At 61.2% G+C, this 26,112-nt stretch carries 21 protein-coding genes and 1 pseudogene; 14 read left to right on the top strand and 8 right to left on the bottom strand.

Annotated features, from left to right (window positions below; all coding sequences use genetic code 11):
* Nucleotides 1-2 precede the first annotated feature (2 nt).
* The 5 genes and pseudogenes from PYR64_RS07430 (at nucleotide 3) to PYR64_RS07410 (ending at nucleotide 6,416) form a co-directional block, all read left to right on the top strand.
* The gene (locus PYR64_RS07430) at nucleotides 3-1,754 is read left to right on the top strand and encodes an FAD-dependent oxidoreductase (RefSeq protein WP_275779165.1); all 1,752 of its coding nucleotides are present in this window, start codon (nucleotides 3-5) and stop codon (nucleotides 1,752-1,754) included.
* 410 nt (nucleotides 1,755-2,164) lie between these two features.
* Nucleotides 2,165-3,360, top strand: a pseudogene (locus PYR64_RS07425) (IS30 family transposase).
* Between the two features lie 47 nt (nucleotides 3,361-3,407).
* Entirely contained in the window at nucleotides 3,408-4,934 is a 1,527-nt protein-coding gene (locus tag PYR64_RS07420) for a helix-turn-helix domain-containing protein (protein ID WP_275779163.1), read from the top strand.
* Between the two features lie 126 nt (nucleotides 4,935-5,060).
* Nucleotides 5,061-6,149 carry a hypothetical protein gene (locus PYR64_RS07415; protein WP_275779161.1) on the top strand — a complete coding sequence of 363 codons (1,089 nt, stop codon included), beginning with the start codon at nucleotides 5,061-5,063 and terminating at the stop codon, nucleotides 6,147-6,149.
* A gap of 87 nt (nucleotides 6,150-6,236) precedes the next feature.
* Nucleotides 6,237-6,416, top strand: a complete 180-nt coding sequence (locus PYR64_RS07410) for a hypothetical protein (protein ID WP_275779159.1) — start codon at nucleotides 6,237-6,239, stop codon at nucleotides 6,414-6,416.
* 7 nt (nucleotides 6,417-6,423) lie between these two features.
* Here PYR64_RS07410 and PYR64_RS07405 read toward each other — a convergent pair whose 3' ends face one another.
* From PYR64_RS07405 to PYR64_RS07390, 4 genes are all read right to left on the bottom strand, one after another.
* Entirely contained in the window at nucleotides 6,424-8,646 is a 2,223-nt protein-coding gene (locus PYR64_RS07405) for a catalase (protein ID WP_275779157.1), read from the bottom strand.
* A 148-nt stretch (nucleotides 8,647-8,794) separates the two neighbouring features.
* Nucleotides 8,795-9,430, bottom strand: a complete 636-nt coding sequence (locus PYR64_RS07400; RefSeq protein ID WP_275779156.1) for a TMEM175 family protein — start codon at nucleotides 9,428-9,430, stop codon at nucleotides 8,795-8,797.
* Between the two features lie 37 nt (nucleotides 9,431-9,467).
* On the bottom strand, nucleotides 9,468-9,779 hold the full coding sequence (locus PYR64_RS07395; protein WP_018778597.1) for a hypothetical protein: 312 nt from the start codon (nucleotides 9,777-9,779) through the stop codon (nucleotides 9,468-9,470).
* 243 nt (nucleotides 9,780-10,022) lie between these two features.
* On the bottom strand, nucleotides 10,023-10,373 hold the full coding sequence (locus PYR64_RS07390; protein ID WP_018778598.1) for a hypothetical protein: 351 nt from the start codon (nucleotides 10,371-10,373) through the stop codon (nucleotides 10,023-10,025).
* A 139-nt stretch (nucleotides 10,374-10,512) separates the two neighbouring features.
* Here PYR64_RS07390 and PYR64_RS07385 point away from each other — a divergent pair, with 139 nt between their 5' ends.
* The 3 genes from PYR64_RS07385 to PYR64_RS07375 all read left to right on the top strand — a co-directional run bounded on the left by PYR64_RS07385 (nucleotide 10,513) and on the right by PYR64_RS07375 (nucleotide 13,024).
* Entirely contained in the window at nucleotides 10,513-11,013 is a 501-nt protein-coding gene (locus tag PYR64_RS07385; protein WP_275779153.1) for a helix-turn-helix domain-containing protein, read from the top strand.
* Nucleotides 11,014-11,123: 110 nt separating this feature from the next.
* Nucleotides 11,124-12,539: a mycothione reductase gene (mtr, locus tag PYR64_RS07380; protein ID WP_275779151.1), complete on the top strand. Its 1,416-nt coding sequence runs from the start codon at nucleotides 11,124-11,126 to the stop codon at nucleotides 12,537-12,539.
* A 218-nt stretch (nucleotides 12,540-12,757) separates the two neighbouring features.
* Complete coding sequence (locus PYR64_RS07375; RefSeq protein ID WP_275779149.1) at nucleotides 12,758-13,024, top strand: hypothetical protein; 267 nt, start codon at nucleotides 12,758-12,760, stop codon at nucleotides 13,022-13,024.
* Nucleotides 13,025-13,561: 537 nt separating this feature from the next.
* Here the strand turns inward: PYR64_RS07375 and PYR64_RS07370 are convergent.
* Together PYR64_RS07370 and PYR64_RS07365 are read right to left on the bottom strand one after the other, a co-directional pair.
* Nucleotides 13,562-14,791: an amidohydrolase gene (locus PYR64_RS07370; RefSeq protein ID WP_275779147.1), complete on the bottom strand. Its 1,230-nt coding sequence runs from the start codon at nucleotides 14,789-14,791 to the stop codon at nucleotides 13,562-13,564.
* Between the two features lie 25 nt (nucleotides 14,792-14,816).
* The gene (locus PYR64_RS07365) at nucleotides 14,817-16,271 is read right to left on the bottom strand and encodes an MFS transporter (RefSeq protein ID WP_275779145.1); all 1,455 of its coding nucleotides are present in this window, start codon (nucleotides 16,269-16,271) and stop codon (nucleotides 14,817-14,819) included.
* 114 nt (nucleotides 16,272-16,385) lie between these two features.
* On the opposite strand from PYR64_RS07365, the gene PYR64_RS07360 reads away from it, so the two are divergent.
* From PYR64_RS07360 to PYR64_RS07335, 6 genes are all read left to right on the top strand, one after another.
* Complete coding sequence (locus tag PYR64_RS07360) at nucleotides 16,386-17,378, top strand: Lrp/AsnC family transcriptional regulator (protein WP_235338904.1); 993 nt, start codon at nucleotides 16,386-16,388, stop codon at nucleotides 17,376-17,378.
* Between the two features lie 45 nt (nucleotides 17,379-17,423).
* Nucleotides 17,424-18,317: a LysR family transcriptional regulator gene (locus PYR64_RS07355; protein WP_275779142.1), complete on the top strand. Its 894-nt coding sequence runs from the start codon at nucleotides 17,424-17,426 to the stop codon at nucleotides 18,315-18,317.
* A 131-nt stretch (nucleotides 18,318-18,448) separates the two neighbouring features.
* Nucleotides 18,449-19,819: an L-serine ammonia-lyase gene (locus PYR64_RS07350; protein ID WP_275779141.1), complete on the top strand. Its 1,371-nt coding sequence runs from the start codon at nucleotides 18,449-18,451 to the stop codon at nucleotides 19,817-19,819.
* A 473-nt stretch (nucleotides 19,820-20,292) separates the two neighbouring features.
* Nucleotides 20,293-21,549: an extracellular solute-binding protein gene (locus tag PYR64_RS07345; protein WP_275779139.1), complete on the top strand. Its 1,257-nt coding sequence runs from the start codon at nucleotides 20,293-20,295 to the stop codon at nucleotides 21,547-21,549.
* A 145-nt stretch (nucleotides 21,550-21,694) separates the two neighbouring features.
* Complete coding sequence (locus tag PYR64_RS07340; protein WP_018778608.1) at nucleotides 21,695-22,537, top strand: sugar ABC transporter permease; 843 nt, start codon at nucleotides 21,695-21,697, stop codon at nucleotides 22,535-22,537.
* Entirely contained in the window at nucleotides 22,534-23,394 is an 861-nt protein-coding gene (locus PYR64_RS07335; RefSeq protein ID WP_018778609.1) for a carbohydrate ABC transporter permease, read from the top strand. The genes PYR64_RS07340 and PYR64_RS07335 overlap by 4 nt, the downstream gene beginning before the upstream one ends.
* A gap of 768 nt (nucleotides 23,395-24,162) precedes the next feature.
* Here PYR64_RS07335 and PYR64_RS07330 read toward each other — a convergent pair.
* Nucleotides 24,163-24,912 (bottom strand): SDR family oxidoreductase, encoded by a 750-nt coding sequence (locus PYR64_RS07330; protein ID WP_110504157.1) that lies wholly within the window; start codon nucleotides 24,910-24,912, stop codon nucleotides 24,163-24,165.
* A gap of 136 nt (nucleotides 24,913-25,048) precedes the next feature.
* The gene (locus tag PYR64_RS07325; protein ID WP_275779136.1) at nucleotides 25,049-26,083 is read right to left on the bottom strand and encodes a Gfo/Idh/MocA family oxidoreductase; all 1,035 of its coding nucleotides are present in this window, start codon (nucleotides 26,081-26,083) and stop codon (nucleotides 25,049-25,051) included.
* Between the last annotated feature and the right edge of the window lie 29 nt (nucleotides 26,084-26,112).

The following is a 26,112-nucleotide window of genomic DNA, read 5'->3' as shown; positions in this document are numbered from 1 at the left end:
TGATGCAGCCTTTTGCAGACTCTTCGCCGGCCGAAACACCGGATGTCTCCGGCGCCTATCCGCGTCTGAGCAAAGCCCAGATCGAATTGCTGGAGCGTGTAGGGACGATCAGGGCAACAACCGCGGGAGAAGTCCTCACGCACGAGGGCGACGCCGGCGGATATTTCTTCGTCATTCTGCACGGCACGGTGCTGGTCGTGGAAGGGCTGCCTGACGTTCGCAGCGAACAACCCGCGGAGCTGGGGCCGGACACCCGAATCCTCGAAGTCCACGGTCCGGGGCGGTTCCTCGGTGAATTGGGCCTGGTCGAGGGGCAACCGGCTTTCGTCAGCAGTGTGTCAGCCGAAGGTTCCAAGGTGCTCCAAATCAGCGGGGATGATCTGCGCCGTGTGGTTCTGACTGACGCCGCGGTGGGCGAGACCATCCTGCGTGCGTATCTTCAGCGCCGAATCCTGCTGATCGGCGCTGGCGCGGGGATCCGGATTGTGGGGTCCCGCTTCAGCCGGGACACACTTCGCCTCCTCGAGTTTTCAGCATCCAATCGCTTGCCTCACCGGCTGGTTGATCTGGAGAACGACCCCCAAGCACGGGCCATCGTGGACAGGGCCGGTATCCTCGCAGCTGACCTTCCCGCCGTGGTGCTGAATGCTTCGCAAATTCTCAGGAACCCCTCAAATGCGGACCTGGCACTCGCCACGGGCCTGCGAGCCGTCAAAGAACATTCGACCATCTACGATCTCATGGTGCTCGGGGCTGGTCCGGCCGGCCTGGCGGCCGCCGTCTACGCAGCGTCCGACGGATTGTCCGTTGTCCTCAAAGAGGGCGTCGGGCTGGGCGGGCAGGCCGGTACATCGCCGCGGATCGAAAACTTTCTCGGTTTCCCCGCCGGCATCTCCGGCGGAGAGCTCACGGAAAGGGCGATCCTTCAGGCCCGCAAGTTCGGGGTCCAGATCAATGTCGCTTGCTGGGCACGCACCATTGAGTTGAGGGATGGCGGGTTCCGCGCGGAGTTTAACGGCAGCGGCCCTGCCTTCTCGCGGGCAACGCTGCTGGCAACCGGGGTCCGGTACCGCAGGCTACCAATCCCTGGGCTGGAGGAGCTGGAAGGAAACAGCGTCTTCTACGCGGCAACTGTCCACGAAGCCAGGCTCTGCGGATCGCAGCCAGTGACCGTCGTCGGCGGGGGAAACTCCGCGGGGCAGGCCGCGCTTTTCCTGGCCGGCACCGGAGCAGCAGTACGACTGGTAGTGCGCGGGGCGGACCTCCGCGCGGATATGTCGCGGTACCTCGCCGAACGCATCGAAGAGCAACCCGCCATAACGGTACTGTTGGGGGCCACCATCGTGGGCGTCAGTGGTTCAGGCGCGCTTGAACGGATCGTCGTCGATCTGCGGGCTACGGGTGAACAACGTATCTTCGACTCCCGCTACCTCTTCATTTTCATCGGGGCCACGCCGCACACAGAATGGCTGCAGGGTACGCTCGCGCTGGATGACCATGGCTTCATTCTTACCGGAGCTGACCTCGGGGAGTTCCCTCCGGAGTTCAGCCATCCGGGACGCAGAAGACTGCCTCTGGAAACCAGCGTCCCGGGGATGTTCGCGGTGGGGGACGTTCGGCACGGATCGGTGAAACGCGTAACAGCTGCTGCCGGCGAAGGCTCGACAGCCGTCGCAATGATCCACGAGCACCTGCGCAGCCTCCGGTTCGGGCCGTCGTCGGACGCTGAACCACTAGCCGCAGATCCCACATAGACCACAACAGCTTAACAACGGCGGGGTACGGGCGTAGGTTGGGTTCAAGGATGCCGATTTCAAGCCTGCTGTATGGGGAAGTGAATGAAAGACGGCATGTTGGCCAAATACGGCGTTGGGTAACGCGTAGAGGCTCATCTGCAGGAAGGCGTACCGAAGGCCCCAAGATAGTCGATTCATTGTTCCCCGTGATGGAGGCAAGCGGCCTAGCCGGGTCGTGATCACTTAGAGCAACAGTTCTGCCCGGTCTTGTATCCAGCAAGCCTCCATTGGACGAAGCGAGGATTCACATGATCGAGCAACGTGCGGCAGAGGAATTCCTCAACACGGCCACGCAGGCGGTATCCGAGTTTTCGTTTTGTGAGATCCAGGACCGGCAAAGTCATAGGGTCGTTGCAACGCTCTGATTGATGGAGCGTTTTATGGTCAAGTTGTTCCCCAAGGCTGCGCGTACTGAGTTTCTTGATTTGGTGTGTGCGGGGATGCCTGTTCGTACTGCTGCCCGGCGTGTCGGGGCGGTGCACGCTACCGGGCACAATTGGTGGGTTCAGTCTGGCCTAATGATGACCGTGAACCGGGGTGCTACCGGAGGTCTTGCCGATCCTGCTCCTTCAGTCGGGGGCCCTGGCCGTGCGTTGGGTCTGGAAGAGCGAGGCATGATCCAGATGGGTGTGCGGATGGGCCTCAGTTACGCGAAGATCGGCGCATTGATCGGGCGGGATAAGTCCGTAGTTTGGCGGGAGGTCAAACGCCACACGAGCGCGGACGGGAAGTACTACGCCTCGGTCGCTCACGCCAAAGCGCATCAGGACAGGCGCCGTCCCAAACCCTTCAGGCTGGCCAAGGACGAGGGTTTGTGCCGGCTGATCGGCGTCTGGATGGATGACGGGTGGAGTCCGAAGCTGATCTCCTCGATGTTGGCGTATTACTTCGGTGACGATCAGACTATGCAGGTGAGCCACGAGACGATCTACCAGGCCCTTTACGTCCAAACCCGCGGGAACCTGCGGGCGGACCTGGCCGAAAAGCTCAGCCTGAAACGCAAACAACGCATCCCCCACGGCACTGACCGGCGCGCCAACAGCCCCTATAAAGAGGCCTTCAAGATCAGCCAACGTCCCGCCGAGGTCCAGGACCGGGCAGTGCCCGGGCATTGGGAAGGTGACCTCATCATCGGCGCCAACGGGACAGCGATCGGAACCTTGGTGGAACGCTCAACCCGGTTCACGATCCTGCTGCACCTGCCAGGGGACCACACCGCGGAAACCGTTGCCGCCGCGATGATCCGGGAGATGGCCTCCTCCCGGATCACCTGCGCCGGTCGATCACCTGGGACCGCGGCACCGAACTGGCCGACTACGCAAAAATCCAGACCGCTCTCGATACGACGATGTACTTCTGCGACCCGCACTCGCCCTGGCAGCGCGGCACCAACGAAAACACCAACCGGCTCCTGCGGTTCTGGTTCGAGAAAGGCACTGACCTTTCAGTGCACACCCCCGAGGACATCCGCCTGGTCGCAGCGAAACTCAACCGCCGCCCCAGACCAACACTGAACCTCGAGACCCCAGCCAACCGGCTAAACCAGCTGCTACAAGCGGCCTAACCCCCAGCGTTGCTCCCACCAATTGACTTTGCCACCGGTACCTTGCGGTGAATGGCCAGTTGAACCCCGTCCTGGCACGCGCGGCATCACCGCAGGATCAGGACGTCCGACGCCTCAACGGCAAGAGCTCGGTGCTCCCGGGCGCCAGGCCTGGCTGGCTCTATGCGCTGTTCACAACCAGCGGCGGCGAACTGAATGGGTGCTTGGTCCTGTCCGCCGACAACCCGCCGGACATCCCCCAACTGAAACAGCTCCGGGCAGTTGCAGGGGTAGTGGCAGCAGCTCGCACCTCAGAACGTCCCCAGGACACTCCCGGTCAACCACACCGCAGTGACGGCGTGGACCAGCGACTCCGGTCCCTGTCGGCGCGAATCCTTGAGCTGGAAGAACACGACAGTATCCGGGAGGCTTTGGACCAGGGCGCAACCGGCGACCTCGGGACAAATGAAACCAGGGAGGGGCTGCTGGCGAAGGTCCTTTCACGGCTGACAAGCCGGCCCATCTACATCGAGGATGCCTTCGGGAATGTCAGTGCGGAGGCTGGCATCGGCTCGACTCCCCCGTACCCGAAGCTGCCCGCAGCGGCCAGATTACGCACTGCCCAACTTTGGATTTCCTCGGGGTTGCCAGTCAGCGAACAGCGAAGGCTCGTCGCCCTCGCCCTCTCGCACGGAGAGGTGCTGGGAGCTGTCTGCATGTTGGAAACCGACCTCCCGGTCACGGCCGCCAATGTCTTCGCGTTGAAGTACGCAACGCGGCTCTTGGAAGCAGAGTTGTCGCACCGCCGCGCTCTTGCCTTGCTGGAGCTGAAGCTGGGGCGGGACCTCGTGGACGAACTCGTATCCGGAATGGCCGCCGCAAAAGCGGTCGTCCGTACCGCGGCGCTGGGATATGACATCAGTGGTCCGCAGCACGTCGTCGTGGCGGTGTGGGAGCCGCCAAGAACTGATGACACGGTGGTAGACGCTATGCGACGGACGTTTCAGAAACTCCGCTCCTCCGCACTTGTATCAGGGCGTTCGGACATGGCTGTTGCGGTGGTACGTGGAGATCCGTTGGGTGCCGAAGTGTATTCCGTCCTTGCCAAAATCCTGCGAAGTGCCACCGGCTCCGTGGGCATCGGTGGTCCCAGCCTGGATGTCGACCAAATTCCGCGTTCCTTCTCGGAAGCCTTGCACGCACTGCACATTCGAACCACTTCAAGTGATTGCTATGGGGCCACCCGCTTTGATGAACTCGGGATCTACCGGATCCTGGACACAGCAGGGAGCGAACCGGACCTGGTCGGTTATCTCGACGAGTGGCTGGGTGACCTTCAGCGTTCGGACGAGAGCCGAGGGTCGGACCTGGTTCAAACTTTGGCCCAATACCTTGACCACGGCGGCAACTACGACAAGACGGCCGAAAGCCTGGCCATCCATCGAAGCACTCTGCGCTATCGTTTGAATTCCATCCGGCAGATCACCGGCTTCGATCTTGCCCATCCCGAGACCCGCCTGAATCTGCACGTAGCAACGCGGGCTTGGCGCCTTCGTCCGCACGGTGCGTTGTTCCACCTCCATAGCGGTGCCTAAATCAGGCCGGGGCCGCAGTGAGCGCGCCACTGGTTGACCATGCGGGGATGCGTCCCGGGAACCGGCTTCACTCGTTATGAACGTTGAACAACAGGAGGCAAGCGCGTGCCGGAACATACTTTCGATATGAACCCTACTAATGCCCGTACTCTGGGCGTGCTCGCCGAACCCGAGGTCACCGCCGAATTTGCCGATCGCAACGGGCGCGAAGTACGCGATCTGCTCAACCTCGCCGATGAGCGGCACGTCTGGTCAGTGGTGATTGAGTACCAGGATTTTACTGCCGGCAACGGGTTGGAGCCCATGTTGGGTTCCTTGGCGAAACATAGGACCCTCCGCGCATGGGACGTTATGGTTTGCCTCACCGACCTTCCAATACGGATGGATGGCCGGACTGTGGTCGCGGAGGTTGCGCTAGGCGAGCAGATCTCCCTTGTCTCCGTGCCCGCTCTCGGTGCCGTCAACATCGACCGCCGGGTCCGCACCGCCGTCGCGGATCTCAGCTGGGCGATGCACCGTCCTTTCGATCCCGAGGATGAAGCGGTGGAATTCGGTCCACCCTCGTTGCACAAATCTAGGCATATCGAGACCACCGTTCCCGACCAAGGGCCCATTGGGTTCCGCTACGTCTCAGCAACCCGTCTCGGCCGGGGACGACTACTGGCGGGCATGCTGCGGGCGAACCGTCCATGGCGGCTCGTCTTCGGCCTGAGAAGCGCGATGGCCGCCGCCATTGCCACCGGCGCTTTCGCCCTTGTCACGAACACTATCTGGCAGCTCGCAGACCTGCTCGGGGCGACGAGACTGACGTTGTTGATGGCACTTTCCATCAGTTCGATGGTGTTCTGGATTATCGTCCAGCACGATCTGTGGGAAAGCGCCAAACGCGACGATTCCCTCGAACGATACAAGGCTTCCCTATACAACATCTCTACGGTGTGGTCCCTCGTGATCGGCGTCGTGATCAGCTACTTCCTACTGTTCGTGGCTGTGCTGCTGGCCGCGGCGTTCACCATCGACAACACCCTGTTGGCGGTAACCCTGCAACACCCAGTGACCGTTTGGGACTTCGCCGAAGTCGCGTGGATGACCACTTCGGCGGCTCTTATCGGTGGGGCGTTGGGCTCGGGATTCGAGTCAAAGGACGACATTCTTCGGGCCGCGTACGGTCAGCGGGAACGTCACCGTCGCCAGTCAGTCGCCGACGGCGAATAACCCTCCCTATCGGCCACAGGTAGAATTTACTGTCGGCCAACCACCCCGATCATTCGTTCCCTCCGCGAAGAAACCGCAGCTCGAACCATGGTCATCCGGCGCGCTGAGGATGACGATCTCGTCGACGAATCTGCTCCGCCCAGCACCATGCCCCGGACGACACAGAAGAACAGTCACTCCACCGGCAAACGTCACCCTGGAAATTACGACGGCGGCGGGCTGGCCCGCATGGGCAACCCACCGCCGTCGAACATAACAGCGTTCTAAGGAAATGCTACGAAGCTGACCTTGCCGCCGGGAACCGTTCCCACGCCCGGTGTGCAGAAAGCAGTTCCCGCAGCACCCGAATCACCGTATCCGGACCTTCACCACTGGTGATTCCGGGGGCATCTTGAAGGATGCCGGCCGCGTCCAGAACAGCAGCACCCGGCCCCCAGGCACCAATGGCTTTGCCATGACGGAAAGCTTCAGAAACCATGAGAACCACGCGCGGATCAAGGGTCACACTCGGTTCACCAGCCTTGGCATCGCGGCCCGGAATGGCATCGGCTGCTGGAATGCCTCCACCAGCCACAACAATTGCGTCGAATTCGGTGGAGCGCGCGGTGAGGTAGCTCCTTTGGACTGTCACCGAGGGACCATGCTCCGGCTCAAGCACGCCACCGGACGGCGCAATGACCAGGGGGACCATGCCTGCCGCATCAACCGCCTCGCGTGCCGCGGCCACCAAGGACAGGTCGCTTTCACTGTCCGCGATGATGCCCACGACGCGACCCGCAACAGGCCACTTCCCACCAATCTGGGACACGGCAGGGCTGGGCTCCGCGTCCGGTGTGTCAACGGTGGCCGCCGGAGCGGGCATCCCGAGGCCCTTGGCGACGGCAGCGCAAAGTCCGGCGTCAATATTGGCCAGCGCCATGAGTTGCCGTTCCCGGATCGCTTCTTCATAGCACTTGCCAAGCTCAAATGTGTAGGCCTGGATCACGTGGTCCTGCTCCACCGGAGTCAAACTGCGGAAGAACAGCCTGGCCTGGCTGAAGTGGTCATCGAACGACGCCGGGTTTCTCCGTTCCTTGATTCCTGCCGCGATTTCCTCAGGGACATCCACAAAGGCTCCAACGTCCTGCCCGGCCATAAAGGGGCAGCCACCATCAAGGGAATTCGGATGGTAAGGGGCCACTCCCCCGTGCACGGCAGTCTGGTGCATACCGTCCCGCAGCATGTCATTGACCGGGGCGTGTGGACGATTGATGGGAATTTGGGCGAAATTCGGTCCACCGAGCCGCGAAATCTGCGTGTCCAGGTAGGAGAACAGCCGAACCTGCAGCAGCGGATCATCAGTGACATCGATGCCTGGGACGAGATGTCCCGGGTGGAAGGCTACCTGCTCGGTCTCGGCAAAGTAGTTGGTCGGGTTGGCGTTCAGCGTCATCAGCCCGATCGGCTGAACCGGAGCCAGTTCCTCAGGGATGAACTTGGTGGGATCCAGGAGGTCGATACCTTCGAACATTTGATCTTCAGTGTCCGGGAACGTCTGGATGCCAAGCTCCCACTCCGGGTAAGCACCTGATTCGATCGCATCGGCCAGATCACGACGGTGGAAATCGGGATCCATGCCGTTGATAATCTGGGCCTCCTCCCACACCAAAGAGTGAACACCCAGCTTCGGCTTCCAGTGGAATTTCACCAGTGTGGTCTTACCTGCAGCATCCACCAACCGGAATGTGTGGACGCCGAACCCTTCCATTGTTCGGTAGGAACGGGGAATTCCGCGGTCGGACATATTCCACATCGTGTGGGCTTGCGCCTCGGTGTGCAACGAAACGAAATCCCAGAACGTGTCGTGTGCGCTCTGGGCCTGCGGGATTTCCCTGTCCGGATGCGGTTTCCCCGCGTGGATGATGTCCGGGAACTTGATGCCGTCCTGGATGAAGAAGACAGGAATGTTATTCCCTACCAGGTCGTAGGTACCCTCATCCGTGTAGAACTTGGTGGAGAAACCACGCGTGTCACGGACCGCATCAGCGGACCCCCTGGATCCCAGAACAGTGGAAAACCTCACGAACACGGGCGTTTCCACATCGGGCGCAAGGAACCCTGCTTTGGTGATTTTCGAAGCCGTGCCGTAAGAGCGGAACGTTCCGTGCGCCCCGGCTCCCCGGGCGTGAACCACGCGCTCGGGAATTCTCTCGTGATCAAAGTGGGTGATCTTCTCACGCAGGTGATGGTCCTGCAGCAAAATCGGGCCCCGCGGTCCGGCCTTCAGGGAATGGTCTGTATCGCCGAGCCTTAGACCCTGGGCCGTTGTCAGGTACTGGCCGGACTGGGTACGCGAGTTTGCGGGGGCGCCGGTGGGGCTTCCTGTAGGTGACACGGCCTCCGGGCCCTGCTGATCAGGCTTTGGTGACAACGGCTCACGGGCCGCTGTCGGCTCATCCAGAGCCGGTCTCTCAATCGATGGAGCTCCTGGAATCTTGATGTTGTCCTCAACTGGCACTGCGCGTTCTCCTCGATGTTGATCGGCAAATCGATTACTGCACTCAACCAAAAAAGGTAAGCCTCCTTAGTACCCTAGAGGCCGGACATCATGCTTGCAACGTCAGGTGAGCCAAAGAGAGCGGCCGGAACTGGATAACAGCAACGGATTAGAGACCACGGAGAAAAGCAGGCCTGTGGTCTAACCCGTGACTGGTGAGCCCGTAGAAGATGGGCAGAACCACGAAGATCACTGATGCGACGAGCGGATGAACGAGGACACCTGCCGCTCCGGCACCGAGGTACAGCACGACACCGGCAAGGGCGCGCGGGCGCTCGCGTACGAAGTAGGAATCCTCCACCTCTTCCTCGGTGAGCTCGGGATGCCTCGCCAAGTGCGAAAAGAAGACCAGCCATGATAGGCACAGCAGGGCCCCGACGATCGCGTACAGCGCGACCGCAACCCGCTCGTCGGCCAGATTGCCTGTCTTGGCTGTATCGATGATCACGGCTGTCGGCCAAGGCAAGAGTGCGAGGGTGGCGAGGATGCCCAGGTTGGCCCACTGCAGGCCGATGTCCATCTGCCGGATACGGGAGAAGGCAGATTTGTGGTTGAGCCAGATAACGGCCAAATAGCTGTAGGAGGCCGCGTAGGCCAGGTATGTCGGCCATTGACCGAGCAATCCGGCCAGCAGTTCCCCGGGTTCGGTCTCCGGTGGCGTGAGCTCAAGTACCAGTAGCGTGATAACGATCGCGATGACGGCGTCGCTGAACGCCTCGGCACGTCTTGTGTCCGAACGTGTCATTGCCCGCTGCCAAGCCTGTGCATGACGTTGGAGCTCTTTATCCGCTTTCGCCGGGCAATTTGTAAGCGAGCACGTCGACATTCTGAATGTTCGGTTCCGCGCTGAACAGCTCAGCTCCCTGAGCGGCCAGGGCTTGCCCTACACCCCCGGAGAGGTGGGTCTGGCGGGCGTCGTCATCGGGAAACACGTCGAAGACGCCGAAAGTCGATTCGTCGAACTGGAGGGCAAACCAGGCACGCGTACCTTGTTCCTGTTCAACGACCGAACGCGCGCTGCGGAGGAACTCGGCAACATCCTTTTCCTTGCCGGGCTTCGCCGTCAAAATCACAGATAATGCGACGGAAATCATGCTTCCTCCCCCACCGCGATCTGACGGATTCCATAATGCACGACAGTTTTCATGCGGAGCCTCCCTGGAACGGTACTGCGGCGAAGATGATGCGGACCGAACTGGCCTCGTGGCACCTCCTCAACCCTCAGAGGGAGCGGCGCGACGCACTGCCCAGTCTTCCAGTGATCTCTGGCCACCACAAGAGATGATCCATTCTAAAAACCTGGACCCGCCTTGGGTTCGCCGCTTGTCCACGCGCTCCTAAGGTGCGATGGTCAACTCGCTGATTGCGTCATTTTGCTCATTGAGCACAAACCGGTACTTGAGTTCGACGATTCCCCCGGGGAATGTCCCTTCAAGGCGGTTGACGACAGTTATGGTCCGGCCATCACTGTTGGCCCCAAGAAACGTGGTCGTGTATTCAAATTCGGATACGACCCGGTCCAGCCATCGCACGATTTCGGAAGTGCCGCGGTACCGGCGGCCGTCGTCGACAACCAAAGCATCGTCGTCGAACGTGTCTATGGCAGCCTTCCGCTCAATTCCCTGGGATCGATCCAGGTAAGTAGTGATGGGTGAGGGAAGGTCTGTGAGCAGGATTTCTTTTGTCATGAAGGTTTACTCCGTGGGTTCGGTGACGTGAGTGGCGCCTCGTGGCGGGGTGTGCCCCCGCCGCTCAGGCCGGATCTAGTAACTTCTAATTTAGAAGCGACTAAGTGCGAGAAAAGCAGTAACCAGGGAGGTGGCCGCAATGGGTGGCAAGATTCGACTCGAAGACAGGGAGTGCCCGCTCTCGACAGCATTGGGCTATGTGGGCGAGTGGTGGACGATGCTCATTCTGCATGACTGCTTCGACAGCTACAGCCGTTTCGATCAGTTCCAAGAGAACATCGGCTTGTCATCCAGCATGCTGACCAGCCGACTTCGTGTGCTCGTGGAACAAGGACTGCTTGAAAAGCGGCCCTACCAGTCGAATCCGCCCCGGCACGAGTACATCCTGACCGAAAAGGGGCGCTCCCTCCGACCGGTGCTGGTCGCGATGGCCGCATGGAGCAACTCCCGCCTTGACCCATCCGAACGCGCCATGATCCTTGTCGATAGCGAGACCGGCATGGAAGTCGAGCCCGTCCTGGTAGACCGCACGAGCGGTCGTCGCGTGGACGATCAGGCGCATGCCTTCACGGCCGGGCCAGCGGCAAGTCCTGCCATGCGGGCCCGGTATTCGGCCAGAGCGAACGATGGCTCGCACTAGCCGACCGAGTGCCGGACCCCGTCGCTGCGGGTACACATCCCGCCATTGGCTCATGAGACCTGTTGGCGTCGGGTTCATTAGGGTGGAAGTAAACCCGCAGTAAGGACCACATGCACACCGTCACCAGCAGCCCCGCCGTAGATCGCCACTATGACTTGGTCATCATTGGCACCGGCTCCGGGAACTCCATTCCCGGGTCCGGTTTCGAAGACCAGTCGATCGCGATCATTGAGGAGGCATCGTTCGGAGGCACCTGCCTGAACGCCGGATGCATCCCAACAAAAATGTTCGTGCACACAGCGGACACCGCACTCGAGACCCGCGAGTCAGCACGGCTGGGCCTTAACGCCTCCGTCAACTCCGTGGACTGGCCCGGCATCGTCCGCCGCATTTTCGAGGACCGCGTAGACCCCATCTCCGTCGCTGGCGAGGAATACCGGCGCAGCCAGCGGAGCCCGAACACGGACGTCTACGACCAACACGCCGTTTTCACCGGAGAACGCACCTTGCGCACCGGCCAAGGGGCCCACCAGAGGACCATCTCCGGTGACCGGATCGTCATCGCTGCGGGCTCCCGCCCCGTCGTCCCCGACGTCATCTCCGCCTCAGGCGTTCACTACTACACCAGCGAAGACATCATGCGGCTTCCGCAGTTGCCTAAATCCTTGGTCATCATCGGCGGTGGCTACATCGCCATGGAGTTCGCCCACATCTTTGATGCCCTCGGCACGGATGTCACGGTCATTGCCCGCTCCACCCTCCTGCGGAACCTCGACGACGACCTGCACGACCCGTTCAACGACCTCGCCGCAGAGCGTTTCGATGTCCGGGCCGGCCGGACTACCGTCAGCGCCGAACAGAATGACTGCGGCATCACCATACGGCTCGACGACGGCTCAACCGCCACCGGGGAGGTACTTCTGGTAGCGACCGGACGTACCCCCAACGGAGACCTGATGGACCTGTCCGCCGCCGGGATCGAGACCATAGGCGGCGGGCGCATCAAAGTAGATGAGTATGGCCGGTCGACCTCCGCCGCAGGTGTATGGGCGCTCGGCGACGTCTCCTCCCCCTACATGCTCAAACACGTCGCCAACGCCGAAATGCGCGCCGTGCGCCATAACCTGCTGAACCCGGGAAACCTGCAGAAAATGCCGCACGACAACGTCCCTGCCGCTACCTTCACACACCCCCAGATCGCCACCGTCGGAATGACCGAGTCCCAGGCCCGCGAAAGGGGCCACAACGTGACCGTCAAAATCCAGGCCTACGGCGACGTCGCGTACGGCTGGGCAATGGAAGACACCACCGGCATCTGCAAACTCATCGCCGACAAGAACACCGGCAAACTCCTGGGCGCCCACTACATGGGCCCCCAGGCTTCAACCCTGATCCAGCAAATGATCACCGCCCTGGCCTTCGACCTTGACGTCCGCGAGTTTGCCGCGAAGCAATACTGGATCCACCCCGCACTACCGGAGGTCACCGAAAACGCCCTGCTCGGCCTGACGTTCGACCAGACGTAGACGTACGCGCGGCTCTCTCTCGATGCGCCGAGCGGCCGGGACGCGGGTTCCCCATTTCCGGAAGCGTCACGGTAACGCCTTTGATTGCACTACTAGATAGCGATCCAGCAAGGTTCCCGCGCCGAAGATAGAGTCGATGCCGCTCGTCAAACGGCCTCTTGGTTCCGATGTTGGTGCGATGGCATCGGGAACGGAGATCGAGCAGATTCGAGGGAGAGATGAATCGTGAGAACGTGTTGTTGCACGGCTTGGGTTTGGTTCTTGTTTCTGGCCTGAGGGCGCCCGTGCCGGCGATGGCTGCCACCCATCAAAGCGTATCTGCCGGGAATTTCCGGGCCAAGGCCCCTGACAAGTCTGGAGGCGTCGACGACAAGTTGCCGTTTACGATGTCAACGCACCACGAACAGGCCGACGGACAATTCCAGCCCGCCGCTGGCTATAACGGTTTTAACTTTCCAGGAACCAAGAGTGCAACCAACTGCTAAGACGCCCGACCGCCACACGACCTCAACGAAGCAACGGATCTACTGGCCTGGACTCGGGCTGCTTGTGGGGCTGACAACCCTTGGGATCAGAGGCCTGCTCGGAGATTCCCAGAACATTCTCAGCGCGACACTAACTGTGTTGATCCCGGTGGTTGCTGCAATCTTCGCGTCGTTCATCGTGAAGAACAATAGGCAGTGAGGTCGATGCGCTCCTGAATCACGTCGGCAACTGTAAGGATCTCGTTCCGTGTCAACACATTTGTGGGTTGCGATAACAAACACTGGGAAGTGGCGGAAACCTCCGGAATCCGGGGCATTCCGGCGGAAGAACGGGGCAATCCGTGGTGGAAAGGGTGGACATTGTCCCCACTGCTCATTTACCTCCGATTAGCCCGGGGTCTGGTAGCAGGGCACGGCAACTTCGTATGTCGTGCATCAAACGAAGCCGTCCCCGTCGCACTGCGCACGGCCCGACCGCGACGAGTTGGCGCCCCTTAGCGTTTCGACTAAGAGACGCCACCGGTCAACCTCCGGGAATCAGGCTTCCAGCGTCACCGTTGTGGCGCCGGGAACCCGCGCAGACTGGAGTTCCAGCAGTTCGGCCCGGAGTGAGGTATCCAGAGCCGCATCCAGAACCGTGAGTGCCAGGACGGTGGCGCCGTCGAGAATGGCTTCGTCCGCCTCCGGTGAGATGGCGGCGGCGGTGAAGTCAGGGTGGTGCGGGACCGCGGTGCTGTTGCGGACCACCACCATGCCGTGCACGGACGGGACTACCTGGGAAACGTTGCCCATGTCGGAGGAACCGCCCCCGAAGATGGGCGTCGTGTCCACGGGCCTTCCGACGGTTTCCATGTTGGCGTCCCATGCTTCGCCCAGCCCGACGTGGGTATTGAGCGGGGCGTAGGGGTGCTCGGTCTGCTGGTGGGTCCAGGTGCAGCCGGTGGCGATGGCCGCACCTTCGAAGCACGCGAGGACGCGCCGCTTGAGGTCCCGCCAAACATCAACGTCTCCCGCGCGGACTTCCACCTGAACCGTGGAGTCGCCGGCGATGACGTTGGTGGCACCGCCGCCGTGCGAGATGAACGCGTTGGTGTTTGCGTTCTCCGGTAGGTGCTGCCGCAGGACGGCCATGTTCATCAGCGCCAGGCTCGCCGCCGCGCCTGCGTTGATGGCCTTGTCCGGGGCTCCGGCTGCGTGGGCTTCGCTGCCTTTGAACTGCACTTCGAAGCGCTCTACGGCGGCCATACCAATGGCCGCCGCACTCCGCTCAGCGCCCGTCATGCCATGCACCATAAGGGAGAACGCTGCGTCCTCCCACGCTCCGGCCTGAAGCAGCGAGACTTTTCCGCCGCCGTGTTCCTCCGCGGGAGTGCCGAGGAGTTTGATCCGCAGTCCGGCGGCGTCGGCCACGGGCTTAAGGGCCAGCGCAGCGCCGACGCCGGCTGCGGCGATCATGTTGTGCCCGCACGCATGGCCGACTTCGGGGAGGGCATCGTATTCGGCACAGATGACCACGGTCAGTTCGCCGGTGCCGTAGACGGCCTCGATCGCCGTCGGAACATCATAGGCGCGTTCGGTCACCTCGAAGCCGCCGTCGCGGAGGACAGCGGCCACGGCCGCAGCTGAGTCGTGTTCCTCCCAGGAGATCTCTGCCAGTGCATGGACCTTGTGGCTAAGTTCAAGGATGGAAGGCCCGACGGCGGCAGCGGACTCGCGTACGGTGTCGCGCAAGGTGTCCTGGGAGGTGGTGTCGATGGAAACGGTCATTGTTGATCCTTCGTGTCGAGGTGGATTAGTTGGCAGGTTCGAGGACGTCGTCGGCATTCGATGACGATGTGGTTGATTCGACCGGTGTGGCCCGGGCAGGCCGGATGAACAGAACGGCCACGGCGAAGAGGACGCAGACTCCGGCGCAGATCCACCAAACGGCGTGGAAGGACAGTTCGGTGGCCGCCCGCGTTCCGGCGGCTGTTGGTGTGGTGAGTGCTGCCATCAGCAGCGCGAAAAGAGCACCGGCGACTCCTCCGGCGGCGGTGCGGGCTGTGTTGTACAACCCCGAGGCGATCCCCACTGAATCGGCTGCTGCCCGCTGGACCACCAAAGTCGGGAGCGTGCCGCTGACCAGCCCCGCGCCGAGTCCGGCCATGACGAGCCACACCGCGAAGGTCACCAGGGTACCCGGCGCCAGAATCATGAGGACGTACGCGATGGCGCTGATCCCTCCCCCAAGGGCAACACTCCGTGGGCCGCCGATCAGCCGGGATGCCCGGTCGCTGAGCGAGGCACCCAGGAAGGCTGCAAGAGCCATGATGCTGAGCATTGTTCCCGCGGCAGAGGCAGCAGCACCGAAGCCGAATCCCAGCGTGGCCGGATCGGAGCGCAGGTAGACGGAGATGGGTGCTTGCGCGCCGAACAGTTGCGCGCCGTAAAGGAAGGCGACGACAATCGGAAGGCCAATGCCGCCACGAAGGAGCATGGTGAGGTCCACCAGGGGGTGTTCTGTCCTGCGGGCTGAAACCACCCAGCCGGCCAGGAGGGCGATGCCGACCGCCATCGCGAGGGCCGTGGTCAGCGGCGGCCACGTTGAGAGATTCGAAGCGCCTCCCAGGAGAGCAGCCAAGCCACCGCCAAGCAGTGCAGCACCGAGATAATCCACCCGCCCTTCGCTCCGCAGCGGGCTTTCCTTGACGAAGAACGCGATGCCAGGAACGCACAGGGCCATGAAGATCGCCGGCATCAGCAGAGTGATGGAAAGGCTCTCAGTCGCGTCGAGGACAAATCCGGCCAGGAGACCGCCGATGGTTGCGCCGAGGGTCAACGCCGCCACAAGCCTGCCGATGCTTCGCCCGGAGCGTTCAGAGTCGCGTTGATGGACGATGGCGAATTCCAAGGGGAGGAAAACGGCCAGCGGGGCTTGGATAGCACGTCCCAGAAGGAACAGTTCATAGTTTGGGGCGAAGGCAACCAAGACGGAAGCCGCGGCAACGATAGCCGTGGAGATCATGAGTATCCGCTTGTGGCCGTGGATGTCACCCAGCTTGGACAGCAAAGGGACCACCAGCACTGTCGCCAGCAAGTAGGCGGCGCTGATCCAATTCAGCGATGCTGCCGAGACTCCATGGTGTTCACCAATGGAAGAGAAGAGAGGATTCAGCCAGCCCTGAAGTATGCCACTGCCAAGCTCCATGACCACCAGGAAACCGACGGCTCCTGCCGCCGTAGTGGATTTTTGCGCCGTTGTACGCATGTGCGCTCCGATGTGATGAGAAGTGAACGGGATCACAACATCATGGAAGTGCCGTGTTTCCAATTGATGAAATTGCAGCTTTCCGTGGCTATTCTGTTTTCTATGCCGGAAAACATGCTTGATCCACTCGAGGAGCGCCTCATCCATGCTCTTCAGATCGAAGGTCGGGCGCCGTGGAGTGAACTGGCCCCCATGATCGGAGTCGACGCCGTAACCCTCGCCAGGCGCTGGGACTCGCTGCGGGAACGCGGGCTCGCGTGGGTCACCGGCATCTTCCCCGACGGAGCATCGGCCCTGGTGGACATCACCTGCAAACCCCAGCAAACGGGCGACGTGGCCCGCCAATTGGCGCAGATCCCGGAAGTGATGACCCTCGACCACACCTCCGGCGGACGGGATCTGTTGGCCACGGTCCTCGCCGACACCCCGCTCTCCATCTGGGACACAGTCACCAACCGCATCGGCGGCTTGGAAGGCGTCAGGAACACCCAGACGCATCTCGTTACCGAAGTAGTCATGGAGGCCTCCGATTGGAGGCTCCGCGCCCTCACACCGCAGGAGGCAGCCAGGGTCCCCCGCCCCCGCCCACCACGGGCACGGGCGCCGCGGACCGTGCACCCTGACGTCGAAGCAGCGCTCCGCCATTGCCTGGCCGAAGATGGGCGGCGCCCCGTCAGCCGCATTGCCGCAGAACATGGACTCAGCGAACAGCGCGTCGCGGATGGGCTGGCCCGCATGCGCGCCGATGGCATGCTGCGGATACGCACGGACGTCGCACGCACGGTCACGGGTTGGCCTGTCTACGCCTGGTACTTCATGCGGACCGCCGCCAAGCACGTTCAGCAGATGAAGGGGCTCATGGCTAAGATTCCTGAAGCCCGAACGGCGCTGGCCGTCGCAAGCCAGTACAACTTGGTGGTGGCGGTCTGGCTGAAGGAAATGTCCGATGTCATGCGCTTCGAGGCTGCCATGGAAGCTGCCGTGCCGAGCGCCCGCATCGTTGACCGCAGCGTGGTGTTCAGGATGAGCAAGCACCTCGGCCGGCTCATCGATGAACAAGGGGCCGCGACGCTGGGATTCGTCCACCCGTCGTCGGAAAGTAGCTGAGACCGCAGTTCTGAGGTTAAGTGGTCCTAAACCCTGGGAGGTCCCGTGCTCGATATCCGACGCCTGCAAATCCTCAAGACCCTTGAGGTTGAGGGAACCATGACGGCCGTTGCCGCCAAGCTCCATATGACAACCTCGGCGGTCAGCCAACAGTTGGCCGTGCTTGAACGGGAGGCCGGGCTGGCGCTCCTGATCCGTGCCGGCCGGAAAGTGCGGCTGACGGAAGCCGGAGTCATGCTGGTGAAGCATTTTGGCCGGATAGCTGCTGAAGTTGAGGCGGCCGAGGCGAACTTAAAGAAGCTTCAGACAGATGTCCGTGGACACCTCGCCATCAGCGCTTTCCCCAGCTTTTGCAGCACGGTGCTCCCCGCCGCCGTCATGTCCCTTCAGGCCAGCTACCCGCGACTCGACATCACCGTGTCCGACCTCGAACCATTCGAAAGTGTGGCCCAGTTGAGGGAAGGGCACATCGATGTCGCAGTGGTGGATGACCTGCATGACATCCAGGATGAGGGGCTCGTGAAGACTATTCTGGCCCGCGATGAAATCATCCTCTGCCTCCCCCAGGACCGGGAGGCACCGGACGCTGCGACGCTGGCCGACTACGCCGATGAACGGTGGATCCTGGACCAGGAAGGCAGCGTTTTTGAGCAATTCGTCCTGCAAACCTGCCGCGACGCTGGATTCGAGCCGAACGTCATAGCCCACTGTCGAAACCTGATGGCCACCCTGGGATTGGTCCGTGGTGGCCTCGGGGTCGCCCTGATGAGTGAACTGAACCTCGGCCGGGAAACGGACGACCTGGTGGTGCGTCGCGTAGATCCAAGCTGCGGCCGCAACATCATTGTCTTGCACCGGGCGGCCAGCCGGGAATCGCCGGCCGTAGCGGCCGTCGTCGACGAACTGCGGAAAGCGACTGACGCCCGCCCCAAAGCGTGACGCGCGCGGGAGTCCAGGCGAATTGTTAAGTTCTGCTTGACGTTCTGTTCAAAAGTTTCCGATAGACGCTGACCGCATTTGCACCCAAGCTGGTAGCAGACCCCACACCAAATCTGCACCGGAGGTATGCCATGGCTTTAAGTGCCCTTGACCTTTTCTCAATCGGAATCGGCCCCTCGTCGTCCCACACCGTGGGGCCGATGCGCGCGGCCCGCGCGTTCGTCGAAGAACTGGAGAGGGAAGAAAAGTTCGACGCCGTAGATCGCCTTCATGCTGGACTGTTCGGTTCGCTGGGTGCTACCGGACGCGGGCACGGCTCGGATAAGGCGGTCATCCTGGGATTCATGGGCGAGTCGCCGGAAACCGTAGACACAACCACGGCAGACACTGTGGTCAACGAAGCCACTGAGGCTGGGAAGATATTGCTTGCAGGGCGCCGAATGATCACCTTCAACAGAAGCAAGGACGTGGTGCTCCATCTGCGCAAGTCATTGCCTGCGCATCCAAACGGCATGCGGTTCCAAGCCTTCGACAATTTGGGGAGAGTGCTGAGCGAACGCGTCTACTACTCAGTGGGCGGCGGCTTCGTCGTTGACGAGCATGACGTTGGGAACTCGCGTCCCGAGACGATACAACTCCCCTATCCGTTCTCCGACGCCGAGGAACTGTTGGCCCACTGCAAGCGTGAAGGCCTTTCCATCAGCGACGTCATGCTCGCCAACGAAAGCGCTTGGCGCAGCGAGGAGGAAACCCGCGCGCAGTTGATGCACATCTGGGAAACCATGAAAGAGTGCGTGTCACGCGGCTGTAGCCGAACGGAAGAACACCTGCCCGGGAACCTGATGGTCCGCCGTCGTGCGCCGCGGCTGCTGGCGGACTTGCAAGCGAAAGACGACACCAGCGATCCCTTGCGTGCAGTGGACTGGGTGAACCTGTTTGCCCTGGCGGTGAACGAAGAGAACGCCACGGGTGGACGCGTCGTCACCGCCCCCACCAACGGCGCTGCCGGAATCATTCCAGCGGTGCTGCACTACTACATGATGTTCACACCCGGAGCCAGCGAAGAAGCAGTGATCCGATTCCTCCTCACCGCAGCTGCCATAGGTGTCCTGTTTAAGCAGAACGCCTCCATCTCCGGCGCCGAAGTCGGCTGCCAAGGGGAAGTCGGCTCAGCCTGTTCCATGGCAGCGGGCGCGCTGTGCGAAATTCTGGGCGGCACACCCCAGCAGGTGGAGAACGCCGCCGAGATTGGTATCGAGCACAACCTCGGGCTGACCTGCGACCCCGTTGGCGGCCTGGTCCAGATCCCGTGCATCGAACGCAACGCCATGGCCAGCAACAAAGCCATCAACGCTGCGCGGATCAGCCTGCGCGGAGACGGCGTCCACCACGTCTCGCTTGACACAGCCATCAAGACGATGCGCGAGACAGGAGCAGACATGAAAAGCAAGTACAAAGAAACGTCCCGCGGCGGCCTCGCTGTTAACGTGATCGCTTGCTAAGGCCCGCAGCGGCCTCCCCTGATTGATCGACAGCAGGCGGAGGATCCTGGGTCAGAGCCCTGATGCCTACCACGGGTGACAGCATTTCCGGCTGGAACTTCTCCACGTCAGACCAGCACGCCCAGACCAGCACGCCAAGCCACGGGCTGTTCACTCTGCGGTGCTCAACCCGTGCTTGTGGGCTCCGAAAGGTTCCGGCTTTCAAAGGTCGACACCCAGGGCTGAATCTGGGATTTAGTCCGTTCCGGATCTATATCGAATCTTTCCTTGACAGAGCCATCCCGCGGCCCTAAATTTAGTGCAACCGATCTCAGCAACCGATCTCAGTCCTACTTCTGAAAATGCAACCGATCTCAAAGGAGAGATTCGATGAACCAATCGGCTTCTCCCTACCGTCGAAGTCCCGCATTTAGCACGCGTCGCTTGAGCACGGCATGCTCCCACATCAGCACACCCATTCACAGGAGAAATTCATGATCAAAAAGCGATGGGGCTTGGCGCTCGTAACAGCCGTTGTGGCCGGCCTTGCCCTCAGCGGCTGTTCACCCTCAGCTTCGGAACCCAAAGGTCCCGTGACTTTGAACTACTGGGACTTCCTCGATCCCAGCCAGGCTAATCCGCGTTCAAAGGCACTGAAGGAAAACATTGCCAAGTTTGAGGCGGCCAACCCGGACATCAAGATCAACCTCTCCGTCGTTTCGTTGGGCGACATGTTGAACAGACTCCCTCAGGCCGCGGCAGCAGGTCAGGCCCCTGATGTCTTCAAGATGTTCACTCCCGTCGTTCCCCAGATGGCATCTGCCGGCGTCTACTCCCCTCTGCCGGACGCCGCCTCGAAGGTAACTGATTGGCTGCGTCCCACAGACACTCTTGCGGGGCCCGACGGCAAGCCTGTTGCAGTGCCGTACGAATACCGAACCTGTGCCCTCTACTACAACCAAAAGATCCTTAGCCAGATCGGCGCGGCCGTCCCGACCACATACAACGAGGTTGTCGAAGTCGCCAAGAAGGCTGCTGCCGCTGGCATTACCGGGTTCGGGACGGGCTTCTCGGACACAGACAATTCGGCCATCATCAGTACCTTCTTTAACTGCTTCATGTCCCAGGTGGATCAGGAAATCTGGAACAAGGATGGTCAAGCTGATTTCGCGACGGACAAAGGCAACGAGTTTGGTGACTTCCTGGCCAAGCTCAGGGACGCAAAGGCTCTTGGTAGCAACGTCGTATCCGACACGTACGGCACGGTAGCTGACGGCATGGCGAGCGGCACTGTCGCGATGGCGGTCCTGGGCACAGAACGAGCGGTTTCCTTCGGCTCGCAGAACAAGGACCTCAAGTGGACGGCCCTGCCGAAGGCGAGTACCGGCGACACGACAGGTACCACCATTGGATGGACCCTGGGGATCGGAAACGGCAGTAAAAACACCGAGGCTGCCTGGAAGTTTATCGAGTACATGACCGGGCCGGAAGCCGGTGCGCTGATGGCAACCGGCGGTGAGGTACCCACCCGTGCCGCCACCTACCAGCAACCGTTCTTCTCCACTCCAGAGGCAAAGACCGTCAACGACATCGCGGCCTACGTCAAGACCAACAGTGAACCACGCACGTATTCCAACACATGGACCGCGCTTGCCACTGGCCTCTCCCAAGCCGGGCAGAAGCTGACTCTCAACGGCTCATCAGGCAACGACTTTATTCGTTCCGCCCAGGACGCGGCCAACAAGAAGTAGCCGCCCGAAATAGGGGGAGCCTGGGAAACCAGGCTCCCCCTGGAAGGGACAGATAATGTCAACCAAAAGCCCCATCCGCAGCCCACGCAAGACCCCAACGTCGCCCTTAGGCACCCAGACCATCCGCCGAGTCCGTAGGGATCGAATGGTATGGCTCTACGTCCTCCCGGTCAGCGCCGTCTTCCTCTTTGTATTTGTGGGGCCGCTCATCTACACAGCGTGGACGGCCCTGCACGAGACGTCGTATTACCAGATTGGCAAATTCTCGGGTCTGAATTCCTTTGCCCGATTGTTCTCAGACTCCGACCTGCCGAGTCGCATATGGACAACCTTGGTGTTCTCGCTCGGGGCCCTAGTTATCGCTTTGCCGGCAGGGCTGCTATCTGCAATCGTGCTCAACAACCTTCACCGCTTCAAGCGTTCGGTCCGGAGCCTCTTCCTCCTTCCCTGGCTGATGTCCCAGGCCACTGCAGGAACAATCTGGCTGTGGTTCCTCAACCCCAACTACGGCCCAGCATCAGCGATCACCAAGTCCCTGGGGTTCGGTCCCACGGACGTATTCTCAACACCGACCAGTGCGCTGGTTGCAGTAACACTGATGACAGCCTGGTGGTCCTACCCGCAAGCGATGCTCCTCTTCCTGGGCGCCCTTCAAACGATTCCTGAGGAGCTCCGCGAAAGCCTCAAAGTGGACGGCGGCGGTATCTGGCACCAGTTCGTGAACATCACGCTGCCCTACTTGCGCAACACCATTGTCTCCGTCGTGGTCGTCCTTCTCATGCTCTATGTGCAGATGGTCACCATCATCCTCGTCACCACAAGAGGAGGCCCCATCGGTTCTACAGAAACCCTGTCCATGCGGGTCTACAACCAGATGTTCGACAAGTTTGATCTCTCCGGAGCATCAGCAACGGCAATCCTGCTCTTCGCCGTCAACATCGTCCTGACCCTCGTCGCCATTCGCTTCCGACGGAAGGAAAGCCTGTGAGCATCACAACCCCGCGCCGCCAGCGGCGCTTGGGCAGTTTCATCCGGGCAGTCCCTGCCTGGGCGTACATCATCCTCTCCGCAACGGTCGTACTCCCGCCGGTCGCATGGATTGTGTCCACGTCACTGAAGACCGGTTCAGGCACACTGGAATTCCCGCCAAAATGGATACCGGCCCCATTCTCATCCGAGGGCTATGTCGGCCTTCTGACCTCGACCAACATCCGATTCTTCGTAAACTCCCTCATCTATGCCGGCGGCTCTATCGTCCTGGCTCTGGCCATCTGCATCCCTGCGGCATATGTGGCCACAAGGTATCGGAGCCGCCGCATGGAAACTCTGATGACAGGGATTCTGGTCCTGTCCATGGTCCCGGCCATCGTAGTCTTTATCGCGCTGTACTCGATGTTCGTCAAGACCGCATTAATCAACACTTACCCCATGATGATCATCGTCTACACGGCAATCATCTGCGGACAAACCATCCTGTTCTTACGTAATTTCATCGAGAATATTCCTGTGGAAATCGAGGAAGCGGCCGCCATCGATGGCTGCTCCCGCATGCAGATCCTGTGGCGCATCATCCTCCCTCTCATCCGTCCTGGTATCGCTGCCGTCGCCATCTTCATCTTCGTGTTCGTTTGGAACGACTTCCTTGTCGGCACTGTCCTCGCCACCACTGAAGACATGAAGACCGTGCAGAACGGCATAGTGCGATACATAACCACCGGCTTCGGTAGCTTCTGGGGACTCTTCGCCGCCTTCATCGTGGTTGCCTTCATCCCTGTTCTCTCAATCTTCCTGGCATTCCAGCGCTGGTTTGTGGCCGGCATGACCTCCGGTGGTGTCAAGGGGTAAGTCGACGCACCAACCAGCAGCACTCTCCCGCAACACACAAAAAGCAGGCCCTGTGACCGTCGCCGACGGCTCACGGGGCCTGCTTTTGCGCAACATTGAGCGGAGCTCTTGCACCCCCGAATCAGTCGGGGGTGGCGGGGCCGGCGCGTCATTCAGCCGGCGGGCGCCTTACATGTCCTGGCTTGGGCGCCAGTCCGGCGGCTGAATCAGCTCCACACGATTTCCGTCAGGATCGAGGAGGTAAACCAACCACCCTCCGGCAATGGGGCCCGAGGTCGGGGCAACGGGTTCAGATACCGCGCTGTAACCCAGCGCTGTCATCCTGGCGTAAACCTCTCGAACGTCAATGTCTGTAAAGGCCAGGTGAGCTGTGCCCGGTTGCGCCCGTGATGGATCAACTGCTGGCAGTAGCGGCTCGGCATGTGCTAGTTCCAGCCGGAAGGATCCGTCGCTGGTAGCGAGAAGCATGGCTCTGACGGTCACGTCAGGACGGCCGTAAAGTTCTCCGATATATGGTCCCGACGTCCAGGCATCGAAACGCGCCAGTCCGAGGCCATCCACATAGAATCGCTCGCTCCGCTCCATATCCGTGACGTGCAGGGCAGTGTGGTGATGTCGCATTATGTGTCTCCTTCGTAGGTCAGGGACCCGTCTCTGACTGCTCAATGACCTTCCTGGATGAGGGCAGCCCTATGCCGTTGATGTTGCTCCGGGTGAGTCAAGGGCACACAGCCACGGGCCGCCAATGGACAAGCTCTGTCGGGAGTCTCAGGTTCCTATTCCCAGATGTGCCCCGCCGGCCACGTCCAAGGACACCCCCGTGATGTAGCGGTTGTCGGGATCTGAAAGGAACAGGATGGCCCGGGCTACTTCATCGGGTTCAGCGAACCGGCGCATCGGCAGCTGCGCTGCCCTCTTCGCTCGGTTGGCTGCAGCGTCCGGACCGGAATCCCGGGCAAATTGTGCCCACATGGGTGTGTTCACCGGTCCTGGTGCGATCGCGTTTACAGAGATTCCATTGGGTCCGAGCAGTTCGGCAAAGGACCACATGATGTGGAGGACGGCGAGCTTGCTCGCGTTGTAGGGCAGGTAGTTGAGGCGTGATTCTTTGGCCGCAACTGAGGACAGGACCACGATGGAGCCGGCCGTGCCGGTCTCAAGCATGGATTTTGCGGTCTCCCGGACCATGGTGAAGGTCGCGGTGGCGTTGATCCTCAGGATGGAGTCGAACTCTTCGGTGGTTGTTTCCATGATGTCCGGGGTGGGGCCGAGCACTCCTGCTGCATGGATGAGGACATCAACACGGCCGTGTTGGGCTTGGATGTCCTGGATGACCGTAGCGCATTGTTGTTCCGAGGTGATGTCGAGGGGGTAAAACGCCTCCAAGGACTGGTCCTCTTTGGGGGAACGATCGGCACCGATGACCCTGGCTCCGGCGGCTATGAGTGCGGTGACCGCGGCGTCGCCGATTCCTCCGCTTGATCCGGTTACCAGGACCACTTGGTCTTTGAGGCTCATCGGTTCTCTCCGTTCCGGGTGCAGCTCGAGCGCAGTGCTCGTGCGGTCGGAGTGTGAGGTGCTGGTTTCATGTTCATTTTCCTTACTCGATAATGCTCGGTTCGGCGGGTCGACCTTTGATCGGTTCGATTGGTGCTTAGGGGGCTGGCACCTCCGGAGCGCCGGAGGCCGAGGCCGCCTGAACGGCGTCGGCGATTTCCGTGGCGCGGAGCGCCTGGGCAAAAGTAACGGCAGGCGCGTCACCCCCGCAGAACCTCACGGCTGCTGCTGCCTGGCGCAGGAAGAGGTCCGAGGGCTCGAAGTTTTTCTCCTGTTGTCCGCCGTCACGGTTCCACACGTGAAGGGAATCGTTTGACCACAACATACGGCCGCCAGTGGCCAGAACATCCACGGTGAGGCTCCAATCTCCCTGGTTGAGCCCTTGGGGTTCCTGCCAGGGAGACCAGTAAGTCTGCAGAGTGAACACCACGCCAGACGGGAATTCGAGCGTGGAAAGGACGTGTTCCGGTACCGGAGACCCGTACAGGCTGCTGCTGACGCTTGTGGCAAGGACTTTTGGGTCACCCTCGAACCACGAAGAGACCAGTTCGATGGCATGGATGCCGTTTACCACCGCAACGCCGCCCTCACCCGGATCAGCGCGCCATGAGTCGATGGTCTCCTTGTGGGCGACCGATCGAACGTTGACAGCGATCACGTCGTTGTCTCGGATCCACTCGGAAAGGAGTTCGACGGCGGGGTGCTGATGGAGTGTATACCCCACCATGAGTCGTTCGTTCACTCCTGTAGCGGCGGACACGACGGCGGCACCTGCTGTATCTGCCGCCACGGGCTTTTCCGTCAGCACCCGGAATCCCCTGTTCAGCAAATTTGCACAGATTTCCGGTTGCAGAGTGGTGGGTAGCGCTACCACGACCAAGTCCAGTTGATCAGAATGAAGGTCCTGGATGCCGGGCACCACCCGCGCGCCCAGCTCGTCAGCCAATGAAACCGCCCGTTCGTCCTTCTCCACAAGGTGGGTGACGTTGGCGCCCACCTGGGCGAAAGCCCGGGCATGACGGGATCCTGCCCACCCGGCCGCGCCCACCACGGCAACGCGCGGGGGCTGTGTCGCCGTCGTCATGATGTCGGACGCGCAAAGATCAGGCCCAGGGCCATAAGCGGTGCTCATGTAATCTCTCCTTTGAGTTGCTTCGGAAA

This window comes from Paenarthrobacter sp. Y-19 (assembly GCF_029223985.1).
Classification (GTDB): domain Bacteria; phylum Actinomycetota; class Actinomycetes; order Actinomycetales; family Micrococcaceae; genus Arthrobacter; species Arthrobacter nicotinovorans.
This window is presented reverse-complemented; position numbering and strand designations above follow the sequence as displayed.